The following is a 12,837-nucleotide window of genomic DNA, read 5'->3' as shown; positions in this document are numbered from 1 at the left end:
ACTCTCTCACCTCGTCATTGCGAGCGAAGCGAAGCAATCCAGAATCTTTCTGCGGTGACAGTCTGGATTGCTTCGTCGCTTCGCTCCTCGCAATGACGACGACAACCACCGAGGCCACCCCATGTCCGTCCGCATCGTCGACGTCCGCGAAATTACAAAACCGATCTCATCGCCGATCCGCAACGCCTATATCGACTTCACCAAGATGACGACGAGCCTCGTCGCCGTCGTCACTGACGTCGTGCGCGACGGCAAGCGCGTCGTCGGCTACGGCTTCAACTCCAACGGCCGCTATGGGCAGGGCGGCCTGATCCGCGAGCGCTTCGCCTCGCGCATCACGGAGGCCGATCCGAAGTCGCTGCTGAACGCCGCTGGCGACAATCTCGACCCCGACAAGGTCTGGGCCGCGATGATGACCAACGAGAAGCCCGGCGGCCATGGCGAGCGCTCGGTCGCGGTCGGCACCATCGACATGGCGGTGTGGGACGCGGTGGCGAAGATCGCGGGCAAGCCGCTGTTTCGCCTGCTGGCTGAGCGTCACGGCGTCAAAGCCGATCCGCGCGTGTTCGTCTATGCCGCCGGCGGCTACTACTATCCCGGCAAGGATCTCTCGATGCTGCGCGGCGAGATGCGCGGCTATCTCGACCGCGGCTACAACGTCGTCAAGATGAAGATCGGCGGCGCTGATATCGAGGACGATCGCACCCGCATCGAGGCGGTGCTGAAGGAGATCGGCAAGGACGCGCAGCTCGCCGTCGACGCCAACGGCCGTTTCAATCTCGAAACCGGCATCGCCTACGCCAAGATGCTGCGCGATTATCCCTTGTTCTGGTACGAGGAGGTCGGCGATCCCCTCGACTACGCATTGCAGGCAGCGCTCGCCGAATTCTATCCCGGCCCGATGGCGACCGGCGAGAATCTCTTCAGCCACCAGGACGCCCGCAACCTCATCCGCTACGGCGGCATGCGCCCCGATCGCGACTGGCTGCAATTCGATTGCGCGCTGTCCTACGGCCTGTGCGAATACCAGCGCACGCTGGAGGTCTTGAAGACCCACGGCTGGTCGCCGAGCCGCTGCATCCCGCACGGCGGCCACCAGATGTCGCTCAACATCGCAGCAGGCTTGGGCTTAGGCGGCAACGAAAGCTATCCGGATCTCTTCCAGCCCTATGGCGGCTTTCCCGATGGCGTCCGTGTCGAGAACGGCCACATCACCATGCCTGACCTCCCCGGCATCGGTTTTGAGGGCAAGTCCGATCTCTACAAGGAAATGAAAGCGCTGGCGGAGTAGGGAGGCGCTGGGGTGTTGAGGCAAGATGACCGCGCCGACAACGGTGTCGTCCTCGCGAACGCGGGGACCCATAACCCCAGGGAGGAGTTACGGCGCGCGCTGGTAACTCCGGGTCTTCGCCAAACTCAATTCTGTGGTTATGGGTCCCGGATCTGCGCTACGCTTGTCCGGGACGACGACTGAGTGTGTGGCTGCGCGCTCAGGCCCTCGACCTCCCAACGCTCTCCGCTGTCATGCCCCGGCTTGACCGGGGCATCCAGTACGCCGCGGCGGATGTCGCGATAGCGAGCACTTCAACGCCGGCCTCTGGGATACTGGATCGTCCGCCTTCGCGGACGATGACACCGAGTATGTCGCCTACGACAGCCGCATGTCCAGCAGCCGCCGCCCCTCGCCCTTCAGCAGTTTCTTCACCGCGCTGGACGCCACGACCTCGCCGTCATTCGCATACGCTTCGTGGTTCTTCTCGATGTCGTCGAGGCGGTAGAGGTAATTGACCATCACGCCGGCGGATTCGCGGACGCCCTTCGGCGAGAGGTCGCCGAGCCAGTTGATGCGCTCCAGCCGCGCACCATTGCCGAGATGGAAGCGGGCGACGGAATCGATGAGCTTGCCCTTCGGCGTGCGGGCCTTGAGGAAATAGTGCGCCGCGAGTGGCTCGATCACGGCGCGCAGCAGCGTCGTCGTCTCGGGGTTCTCATACCATTTGGGATCGTCGAGACGCTTCAGCGTCTCGCGGTCCTCGTCCGTCAGCGGCAAATCCTTGTCCTGCTTGATCCACTGCATGAAGCCGGGCACCGGCGACAGCGTCACGAATGTATCCAGCTTCGGCGTCTCGCGGCGCAGCTCCTCCACCACTTGCTTGATCAGGAAGCTGCCGAAGGAGATGCCTCCTAAGCCGCGCTGGGTGTTGGAGATCGAATAGAACACGGCGGTGCGCGCCTTCTCGATCGGCAGGTACTGGCGATCGACGGCGAGCAGCGGCGCAATCGCGCCGGGGATGGTCTCGGTCAGCGCGACCTCGACGAAGATCAGCGGCTCGTCCACCATCGCCGGATGGAAGAAGGCGTAGCAGCGGCGGTCGACCGGATCGATGCGGCGGCGCAGATCGTCCCAATCGCTGATCTCGTGCACGGCTTCGTAGCGGATGATTTTTTCGAGGATGTTGGCCGGGGTCGACCAGTCAATCCGGCGCAGCACGAGAAACCCCCTGTTGAACCATGACGAGAGAAGATGCGAGACGTCGCGATCGAGCGCGGCGAAATCGGTGTGCCCCTTCATCATGCCGAGCAGGTCGGCCCGCATGCTGACGAGATCGCCGGTGCCGCCGGGCGCGCGGTTGAGACGGCGGATCAGCTCCTGCCGCCGTGGTTCCGAGGCGAAATGCAGCGAGCTCGCGTCCTCGTCGCTCGGCTTGGCGCGCCATTTCTCGATCGCTGTGGCCAGACGTTCCCGATCGGGACCGAAATCGCGCACCAGTCCTTCGAAGAAAGCGCGGCGTCCCGCCGCATCCAGCTCCCCGTAGATGTCGAGCACCTCGCGCGCCAGCGCGGTGCCGGACGCTTCGCCCCGGCCCGACAGCAGCGCGCCGCAAAGCTCGATCAGTCCGCCGGCGTCCCGCTTGGTATCGGCGGAATCCCCGCGCAATAGCAGCGTACGGCCGCGCTCGGAGATGGTGGCGAGCAGGTCGGAGAAGAAGGCATTGGCCATCTGGGCTTTCGGATCAGGTTTGTGCGCTGCGGGAAGCTTACACGGGATTTAGGCGGAAGCCGATCACAATCAAGCAGAGGAATTTGGCAAGTTGAGTGGGGCCGTGCGTTTCGGGAAGGGGGTTATGCCGGGTGAGCCGTCGCGCTCCACAACCAGTGTCATGCCCCGCCTAGTGCGCAATTGCGCACGGGGGCGGGGAATCCAGTACGCCGCGGCTTCTCGATTCTAGCCGCGCCGTCTCGGAGTACTGGATCGCCCGGTCAAGCCGGGCGATGACACGGAGTGTGTGGCAAACTCCGTCGGCGTCCGCCCTGTCACCTGCCGGAACGCGGCCGAGAACGCCGGCACGCTGGCGTAACCGAGCTGCGTCGCGAGCTGCTTCACCGACACATTCGCATCCGTCGACAGCCGCCGGATCGCCGCCGCGATCCGCGCGCGCTGGCACCAGCTCTTGAAGCTCAGCTGCGTCTGCGTCGAGAACAGCCGCGACAGCGTGCGCGCGGAGGTTCCGACCTCGCGCGCCAAGCTGTCGATATCGTGCAGGCCGGTGGGATCGTCGAGCACGATCATCGCGGCGCGCCGGCAGCGCGGCTCGTGCGGCAGCGGTACGAAGGTCGCGGAATCCTCGGCCTGGTGCAGTTCCAGCATCACCAGCCGCACCAGCAGTTCGGTGCGCTCCTCGGTGTTGCGCGCGTCGAACAGCGCGAGGATCGCCTGGTTGAGCAGCGGCGACACCCGCACCACGAATTCCCGGGTCAGGCCCGCATAGCGTTTCTCGCGCTTCAGCCAGGCGAGGTCGAAATACAGCGTGCGCATCTCGATGTCGGCGAGCAGGTCGAGGGCATGCTCGAGCCCGGCCGGCACCCAGACGGCGCGGTCCGGCGGCACCAGCCAGCGCCCTTCCGGCGTCGTCACCTGCATGGTGCCCTTCGCCGCATAGATCAGCTGCGCCTCGCGGTGCAAATGCGGATCGATCCGCATCCCCTTGGGATAGTCGCGCGCGACCAGATGCACGCCCGCGGGCGAGAAATGGTTGCTCCGGACCTCCCGGAGGATTGGCGTTTCCAAGACAGTCATTGGCAGCATCCCGTCATAGGTCCGACATATAACTCATTTCGGAGCAAGTGAGGATTCCCATGAACAGTCCCAGCCGGGTGATCAGTTTCGTCAACGCGGGCCATTTCATCGACCATTATGCGATGCTGATTTTCGCCGCCGCCGTGATCATCATGGGCCCCGCGCTCGGCATGACCTATTCGGAACTTCTGCCTTACGCGACGCCGGGCTTCGTTGCCTTCGGGGCCGGCTCGCTGATCACCGGCTGGCTCGGCGACCGCTGGAGCCGCCGCCACATGATGCTGATCTTCTTCGTCGGCATCGGCCTTGCCATGATCTCGGTCGGCTTCGTCCAGACCCCGGCGCAGCTCGGCGCGGCGCTGTTCGCGATCGGCATCTTTGCCTCGATCTACCATCCCGTCGGCACCGCGATGATCGTGTCCTATGCCGACAGGCTCGGCCGCGAGATGGGCATCAACGGCGTCTGGGGCAATCTCGGCGTGGCTTCCTCCGCGCTGGTGACAGGCGTGATCGGCCAGTATCTCGGCTGGCGCTATGCCTTCATCGTCCCTGGTATCGTCACCATCCTGATCGGCATCGCGTTTGCGATGATGGTCGTGCACGAGGACCGCAAGGGCTCGAAGCAGGCGGCAGCCCAGGCGCGGGTGGCGAAGAAGGACATGTGGCGGGTGATCCTGTCGCTGCTGATCGTCGTGATCGCGATCTCGACCACGTTCAACGCCGTCACCGTCGCGCTGCCAAAGCTGTTCGCGGAGCGGCTTGCAGACCTGACGAAAAGCCCGGCGCTGCTCGGCGTCATCGCGGCCTGCGTCTACGTGTTCGGCGCGATGACGCAGTACACGATCGGCCGGCTGCTCGATCGCTATTCGCTGAAGACGGTGGCGCTGCCGCTGTCCTTCATGCTGGCGCCGTTCCTCTATCTGGCCGCAAGCCTGAACAATCTGCCGCTGATCCTGGTGTCGATCGGCATCGTCATGGGCGCGTTCGGCCAGGTTACGGTGAACGACGCCATGGTCGGCAAATACACCAGCGAGGAATGGCGCTCGCGCGCCTATGCGGTGCGCTATTTCATCGGCTTCACTGCCGCGGGCGCATCCGTGGGCCTGGTCGCCTGGCTCTACGAGCAAGGCGGCTTCGTCACCATGCTGCACGCGTTTGCTGCGCTCTGCCTGCTGGCGATTGCCGCCGCGATCATCCTGCCGCGCGAGATCAGGTCGCCGCAGGGGGCGTAGGCTCTCTCCACCGTCATTGCGAGGAGCGCAGCGACGAAGCAATCCAGACTATCTCCGCGGAGAGACTCTGGATTGCTTCGCTGCGCTCGCAATGACGGGGGTAGGGCGGTGGCTGGGCACTTTGCCCGATACCTGCCGATGATGCCATCATGCCCCTGTTTTGCCCGACGGCGCAAGTCGATTCGGTAAGGCCGAAATTTAATCGAGCCTTTTCACCCCCATCCCTACTGTGCATGGGGTTGTTTTCGCACTTTGTCGGAACCTAAGGCTTCACCTCAGCCACCCTCTCTGCCTTCGGCGCCTTCTTGCTCGCACGCCAGTTCTCGAAGCGCTGCACCACCACGAAGAAAGCCGGCACGAACAGCACCGCGAGGCAGGTCGAGGCCAGCATGCCCGAGAACACGGTGATGCCGATCGACTTGCGGGCGCTGGCGCCGGCGCCGGTCGCAAGCACCAGCGGCACGACGCCGAGGATGAAGGCGAACGACGTCATCAGGATCGGGCGGAAGCGGGCGCGCGCCGCCTCGATCGCACTTTCCAGCACCGGCTTGCCGTCGCGGTTGTGCAGTTCGAGCCCGACCTCGACGATCAGGATGGCGTTCTTGGCCGACAGCGCGATCAGCAGGATCAGGCCGATCTGGCAATAGAGGTTGTTGTCGATCTTGAGCCCGTTGAGGATGAGCATCGGCCCGAGCAGCGACAGCGGCACCGCAAGGATCACCGAGATCGGCGCGTACCAGCTCTCGTACTGGCCGGCGAGCACGAGATAGACCAGCAGCATGGCGAGGCCGAACACCCAGTAGATCTGATTCGAGACGGCCTTCTCCTGATACGACATCGCGGTCCATTCGAAGCCGGTGCCCGGCGGCAGCGTCTTTGCCGCGATATCTTCCATCAGCGTCAGCGACTGGCCGGAGGAATAGCCCTGCGCGGGCAGGCCGATCACGGTCGATGACGGATAGAGATTGTAGAGGCTGATCAGCGACGGGCCGGTGGCCGGCGTGATGGTGGCGACGGTGCCGATCGGGATCATGTCGCCGTTCGAGTTGCGCACCATCATGTTGGCAATGTCGCGCTCGGTGACGCGGAAGGCGGGATCGGCCTGGGTGTAGACCTGGAACACGCGGCCGAACTTGTTGAACTGGTTGACGTAGGACGAGCCGAGATAGGTCGAGAGTGCCGCGAACACCTGATCGGTGGTGACGTGAAGCGTCTGGGTCTTGATGCGGTCGATCTCGACGTTGAATTGCGGCACCGAGGAGCGGAACGAGGACTGCACGCGCTGCAAAGCGCTCTGGCTCTGGCCGTTGGAGACCATCGCGCTGGTGATCGCCTGGAGCTTGGCGAAATCGCTGTTGCCGTCGCGCAGCTCGACCTGCATCGAGAAGCCGGCGGCATTGCCGATTCCCTGGATCGGTGGCGGCGGCAGCACCAGCGTGCGCGCCTCCATGATGGTCGCGACCTTGTCGTTCAGGCCGTAGACCAGCGAGCGCAGGTCTTCGCCCTTGCCGCGCGAATCCCAGTCTTTCAAGATGATGTAGGCGACGCCGGCATTGGCAAGGCTGGCGCTGTTGTCGAGTGCGGAGATGCCGGCGATGGTGATGACCTGCTGAACGCCGGGTGTGTCCTTGATGATGTCGGCGGCCTTGTCGAGCACCTTCTGGGTCCGCTCCAGCGAGGCGCCGTCGGGGAGCTGCACGGCGGCGATCAGATAGCCCTGATCCTCGATCGGCAGGAAGCCGGTCGGCACGCGCGACAGGCCGTAGCCGCTGATCCCGATCACCACCAGGGCGAACGCGACCGAGACCGTCGCGTGCCGGCACAGAAAGGTGATCAGCCGGGTGTAGCCGCGCTCGACCTTATTATAGACCGCGTTGAAGCCGCGGTAGAAGAAATTGCGTTGCTTCGGCGGCACCGTCGGGCGCAGCCACAGCGCGCATTGCGTCGGCTTCAGCGTGGCCGCGTTGATGGCGGACAGCAGCGCGGTCGCCGCGATCACCAGCGCGAATTGCGAATAGATTCGGCCCGTAAGGCCGGCGAGGAACGAGGCCGGCAGGAACACCGAGATCAGCACCAGCGTGATGCCGACGATCGGTGCGAACAGCTGGTCCATCGCCTTGATCGCGGCATCGTGGCCGTTCATGCCCTGCTCGATATTGTGCGCCGCGCCTTCGACCACGACGATGGCGTCATCGACCACGATGCCGATCGCCAGCACGATCGCGAACAGCGTCGACATGTTGATGGTGAAGCCAAGCGCCGCCATGGCCGCGAACGCGCCGATGATCGTCACGGGCACGGTGGTCGCCGGCACCAGCATCGCGCGCCAGTCCTGCAGGAACACCAGGATCACGACCAGCACCAGCAGGCCGGCCTCGATCAGGGTCATGTAGACCTCGTGCACCGAGGCCTGCACGAATTTGGTGGTGTCGAACGGCGTGTCGTACTTCATGCCCTGCGGGAAGGCCTTGGCGAGCTCGGCCATCTTCTTCTCGACGGCCTGCTCGACCTGGAGCGCGTTGGCGCCGGGCGACTGGAATACGCCGATGCCGGTGGCCGGCTGCTTGTTCAGCGAGAATATCTGGCTGTAGGTCTGCGCGCCCAATTCGACCCAGCCGACATCGCGCACGCGCGTGACGTCGCCGCTTGTGCCTGATTTGACGATGATGTTCTCGAACTGGGTGGTGTCGTCGAGCCGGCCGTTGACGTTGAGCGTGTACTGGAACGCCTGTCCCGGCGGCGTCGGCGGTGCGCCGACCTGGCCGGCGGAGACCTGCTGGCTCTGCTGCTGGATCGCCTGGATGACATCCTGCGGCACGAGCCCGCGCACCTGCAGCTTGTTCGGATCGAGCCACACCCGCATCGAATATTGGCCGGCGCCGAACACCGTGACGTTGCCGACGCCGGGCAGGCGCGAGAGCTCGTCGCGAAGATTGATGGTCGCGTAGTTGCTCAGGTAAAGGCTGTCGAAGGTCTTGTCCGGCGATGTCAGCGTCACGAACAGCAGGATCGAGGTCGACCGCTTCTGCACGGTGACGCCCTGGTTCTGCACCGCGCTCGGCAGTTGCGACAGCGCGCTGGAGACGCGGTTCTGCACCAGCACCTGCGCGAAGTTGAGGTCGGTGCCGATCTTGAACGTGACCGTCAGCGTATAGGTGCCGTCGGAGCCGCTGTAGGACTGCATGTAGAGCATGTCCTCGACGCCGTTGACTTGTTGTTCGATCGGCAAGGCAACCGTGTCGATCACGGTCTTGGCGCTGGCGCCGGGATAGCGCGTGGTGACCTGCACGGTCGGCGGCACCACGTCGGGATATTGCGCGATGGCGAGATTGAACAGCGCGACGCCGCCGATCAGGATCATCAGCAGCGCGATGACGTTCGAGAGGACCGGCCGCTCGATGAAGAATTTTGAGATCATGGCTGGCGCCCCCTCACTTGGCCGACGCCTGGGGCTGTTCGATCTTGGTCACCTGCGGGTCGATCTTCTGGCCCGGGATCACGCGCAGCAGTCCGGCGATCACGACGCGATCGTCGGGCTTCAGGCCGCCTTCGATCACGCGCAGGCCGTTGTCGACGGGGCCGATCTGCACCTTGCGCTGCTCGACGACGTTGTCGCCGTTGACGACCAGAAGATAGCGGCCGCTCTGATCGCTGCCGAGCGCGACATCAGGAACGAGCAGGGCGTTCTTCTCCTGGTCGAAGGGCACGCGGACACGGACGAAATAGCCGGGGAGCAACACCCGCTTGTCGTTGGGCACGACGCCGCGCACCGCGAGCGTGCCCGTCGATGAATTGAGGGTCGGCGAGACGTAGTCGAGATGGCCCTCGTGCGGATAGCCGGTCTCGGTCTGGAGGCCGACCTGAATCGGCAGCTGCTTGAGGTCGGCGACGGTCAACCCGCGGCGGGCCGCTTCGGCCCGGATGCGAAGCACATCCCGCTCGTTGACCGTGAAGTTCACCCAGATCGGGTCCAGCGCGACGATGGTCGCGAGCTGGGTCGGGGAGGACACGCCGACGAGCTCGCCGATCGAGGCCATGTGCGCGCTGACGATGCCGTCGAACGGCGCGGTGACCTTGGTGTAGCCGTAGTTGACCTCGGCGAGCCTGGTGTTGGCCTGCGCCTGCTGGAGATTGGCCTGCGCGTTGTCGCGGGTCGAGGTCGAGGTGTCCAGGGTCGCCTGCGAGACGGCCTGGCGCTGCACCAGCTCGACCTGCCGCTTGTAGTCGGCTTCCGCCTGCCGGAGCGAGGCTTGCGATCCGGCCTCGGCTGCCCGCGCCTGATCGAGCTTCAGCTTGTAGGTCTCGGGCTCGATCGTGAACAGCTGGGTGCCCTGCTTGACGAAGGTGCCGTCCTGATAGTCGATCGATTGCAGAAAGCCCTGCACGCGCGCGACGAGGTCGACGTTCTTGATCGGCGCGGTGTTGCCGGTGGCCTCGACATAGCGGGTGACGGGACGCTGCACCGGCGTCGCGACGTCCACCTTGGGCGGCGGCGGGGCCACGAAGGTGTTTTTGTCCTCGCAGCCGGCCAGCGCAACCAGTGCTGTCGCGGCGGCCAGGGCCCGCCCGATCTGTCTCCACTCTCCATAGCGATGTGCGGGACGAGTGAGATTCGCGCAGGTCATTCGGAGGCCCCCGATTGCTGTCTGTCGGTGCGGCAGGCTAGCAACAAATGCCCGGGCGTGGAACACCATAGCCATGGCAGTCCCTTGCACCGCAGGCAGCACTGTGCGCTTTGGCGGGTTTGTCATGACAAACCGCTTTTCATCGTGCGCATGATCGACCAGAATTGTGTCAAAGGCCGCGTGACGGAGACGACGCGGTCCTGAACAAGAAAAGGTGAGGAGAACATGACATGTCCGCGTCCCTCCACTCGGCTCTCGCCGGCCTCGTTCTCGCAGCAGCTGTTGCCATGCCCGCGCTAGCCGATGGCCTGAAGGACGAGATCGCGCCGACCGGCAAGCTGCGGGTCGCGATCGCGATCAGCCCGGCCGGCGGCGCGTTCTGGTCGACCAAGACCGAAGCCGGGTATGCCGGCGTTCCCGTCGACCTCGGCAAGGAGATGGCCGCCCAGCTCGGCGTCCCCGTCGAATATGTCGTGCATCAGAACTCCGGGCAGATCACCGACGCGGCCGGCAAAGGCACCTGGGACGTCACATGGCTCCCGAAGGATCCCGAGCGCGAGACCAGGATGATGTTCGGCCCGATCTACGAGGTCGCGGACGCCACCTACATCGTCAAGGCAGGTTCGAACGTTACCAACTTCGCCACGCTCGACCAGCCCGGCATCAAGGTCGCGGCCGTCAACGCCACGACGACGATGCGCGGCGCCATCGCTCATCTGAAGAATGCGAAAGTCACGGGTTATCAGACCTATGACGAGATCTTCGGCCTGCTCAAGAGCGGCGAGATCGACGCCTTCGCGCTGTCTCGCGACCAGCTTAACAAGATGGCGCTGAAGATCCCGGGCTCGAAGGTGCTGGACGAGACGTTCAAGAAGACGGTGACCGCGGTTGCCGTTCCGCTCGCTCATCCGCATGCGTTGGCCTTCGTCACGAAGTTCATGACCGAAGCGACGACGAACGGCACCTTGCGCAAGGCCTATGACAACAACGGCCTGAAGGACACGCCCATCCGGACCGAATAGGGGCAGGCGGCGCTTTTGACAGCGGTGTGAAAAATCTTGTCTCGATCACAGCGCAAAATATCTCGTGCGTCAAACTGACACAGCTCTGTCACCGGTGATCGCTAAGGTCGCGTGTCAATCCTTCGGGGCACACAGAGATGAAATCCAGATTTTTGACGACGGTGGCGATTTTCGCCGCCGCGAGCGCACTCGCATGCACGCTTCCCGTCCTCGCGGACGATTTCGGCCGCGACCGCGATCACGGGCATGATCAAGCTCATGACGACGATCATGACCGCGATCATCACCGTCATCCGCACGACATCCACACCGAGACGCCGATCAAGCATCTCGTCGTGATCTTCAACGAGAATCGCTCGTTCGATCATTACTTTGCGACCTACCCCAACGCGGCCAATCCGTCCGGCTCGATCCCCTTCGTGCCGAAGCCGCGGACGCCGAAGGTCAACAACCTCGCCAACGCCCATCTGCTGGTGAACAATCCGAACAACAGCCCGGCCAACGGCACCGGTGCGACCGACCCGTTCCGTCTCGACCGTACCCAGGCCAACACGCGCTCGCAGAACCATTCCTATACGCCCGAGCAGCAGGCCGTGGACAACGGCAAGGAAGACCTGTTCCCGAAGTTCACCGGCCGCGGTACCGCCGGCGGCGCCGGCGCGTTCGGCACCAACGGTCAGGTGATGGGTTATTTCGACGGCAACACCACCACGGCCTTCTGGAACTACGCCCAGCACTTCGCCATGAGCGATAATGCCTGGACCGACACGTTCGGTCCGTCGACGCCGGGCATGCTCGAAGTGATCTCCGGCCAGACCAACGGCGTGCAGAACATCGTCGGCACGTCATCGTCGATCGCCGACGGCCAGGGCGGCCTGACGCTGATCGGTGACACCGACCCGGGCAACGATCCCTGCTCGAGCACCACCAGCACGATCCTGATGGACGGCAAGAACATCGGCGACCTGCTCAACGCCGAGCACATCAGCTGGGGCAGCTTCATGGGCGGCTTCGACCTGACGCTCAAGAACGCCAACGGCACCACCGGCTGCGCCCGCAGCACGTTCTCCAGCAACGTCAACGGCACCATCGTGGACTACATCCCGCACCACGCCTGGTTCCAGTACTACAAGTCGACGGCCAACCCGACCCACGCGCGACCGGGCTCGGTGCGTGCGATCGGTCATACCTATGATTTCAACGGCAAGGTCGATCCGGCCAATCACGGCTACGATCTCGAAGACTTCTACGCTGCGGTGAAGGCCGGCAATTTCCCGGCTGTTTCCTACATCAAGATGCCGGCCTTCCAGGACGGTCACGCCGGCAATTCCGATCCGCTCGATGAGCAGGCCGGCAATGTCGAGCTGATCAACTTCCTGCAGAGGCAGCCGGAATGGCGCGAGACTGCGGTCATCATCACCTATGATGACTCCGACGGCTGGTACGATCACCAGTACGTCGCGCCGAAGAACGCCTCGTACGATCCGACCGCCGATCAGATCAACGGTGCGGGCCTGTGCGGCCTCGGGCCGCAGAAGCAGCCTGCGCCGAAGGGCCTCGTCGGCAAGCCGGTGAACGGCCGCTGCGGTCCCGGCACGCGCATTCCCTTCATCGTGGTCTCGCCCTATGCCCGGACCAACCACGTCAGCAGCACCTACATCTCGCAGGCCTCCGTGGTGCGGTTCATCGAGGACAACTGGCTGCGCGGCCAGCGCCTCGGCGGCGGCTCGTTCGACGCCGGCTCCGGTTCGATCACGGACCTGTTCGACTTCGATCAGGATCATCGCCACGATCTGCGGGTGGATGCGCTGTTCCTCGATCCGACCTCCGGCACGGTGATGACAAGCCCGCCGGACGAGCACCACCACCATTAGGGCGCT

8 protein-coding genes are annotated in these 12,837 nt (G+C 64.3%); 4 read left to right on the top strand and 4 right to left on the bottom strand.

Features of this window, described 5'->3' with window-relative positions:
• The first annotated feature begins 121 nt into the window (after positions 1–121).
• A complete protein-coding gene (gene tarD / locus AB7532_RS28600; protein WP_441238024.1) occupies positions 122–1,291 on the top strand; it encodes a D(-)-tartrate dehydratase in 1,170 nt (389 codons plus the stop codon).
• A 357-nt stretch (positions 1,292–1,648) separates the two neighbouring features.
• Here tarD and AB7532_RS28595 read toward each other — a convergent pair whose 3' ends face one another.
• Positions 1,649–3,001 (bottom strand): malonyl-CoA decarboxylase, encoded by a 1,353-nt coding sequence (locus AB7532_RS28595; RefSeq protein WP_441238023.1) that lies wholly within the window; start codon positions 2,999–3,001, stop codon positions 1,649–1,651.
• 225 nt (positions 3,002–3,226) lie between these two features.
• Complete coding sequence (locus tag AB7532_RS28590; protein WP_441238022.1) at positions 3,227–4,078, bottom strand: AraC family transcriptional regulator; 852 nt, start codon at positions 4,076–4,078, stop codon at positions 3,227–3,229.
• Between the two features lie 59 nt (positions 4,079–4,137).
• On the opposite strand from AB7532_RS28590, the gene AB7532_RS28585 reads away from it, so the two are divergent.
• Positions 4,138–5,310, top strand: a complete 1,173-nt coding sequence (locus tag AB7532_RS28585) for an MFS transporter (RefSeq protein WP_441238021.1) — start codon at positions 4,138–4,140, stop codon at positions 5,308–5,310.
• Positions 5,311–5,572: 262 nt separating this feature from the next.
• Here the strand turns inward: AB7532_RS28585 and AB7532_RS28580 are convergent, their stop codons facing one another.
• Positions 5,573–8,728 carry an efflux RND transporter permease subunit gene (locus tag AB7532_RS28580; protein ID WP_441238020.1) on the bottom strand — a complete coding sequence of 1,052 codons (3,156 nt, stop codon included), beginning with the start codon at positions 8,726–8,728 and terminating at the stop codon, positions 5,573–5,575.
• A 13-nt stretch (positions 8,729–8,741) separates the two neighbouring features.
• Positions 8,742–9,935 carry an efflux RND transporter periplasmic adaptor subunit gene (locus AB7532_RS28575; RefSeq protein WP_441238019.1) on the bottom strand — a complete coding sequence of 398 codons (1,194 nt, stop codon included), beginning with the start codon at positions 9,933–9,935 and terminating at the stop codon, positions 8,742–8,744.
• Positions 9,936–10,165: 230 nt separating this feature from the next.
• On the opposite strand from AB7532_RS28575, the gene AB7532_RS28570 reads away from it, so the two are divergent.
• Positions 10,166–10,957, top strand: coding sequence for an ABC transporter substrate-binding protein (locus AB7532_RS28570; protein WP_441238018.1), 792 nt, complete (start codon positions 10,166–10,168; stop codon positions 10,955–10,957).
• Between the two features lie 137 nt (positions 10,958–11,094).
• On the top strand, positions 11,095–12,831 hold the full coding sequence (locus AB7532_RS28565; protein WP_441238017.1) for a phospholipase C: 1,737 nt from the start codon (positions 11,095–11,097) through the stop codon (positions 12,829–12,831).
• Positions 12,832–12,837 lie beyond the last annotated feature (6 nt).

It is taken from the genome of Bradyrhizobium sp. 930_D9_N1_4, from assembly GCF_052076015.1.
In the GTDB taxonomy this organism is placed as follows: Bacteria; Pseudomonadota; Alphaproteobacteria; order Rhizobiales; family Xanthobacteraceae; genus Bradyrhizobium.
Note: the sequence above shows the minus strand (reverse complement) of the source record. Positions and strands in the feature narration are given on the sequence as shown.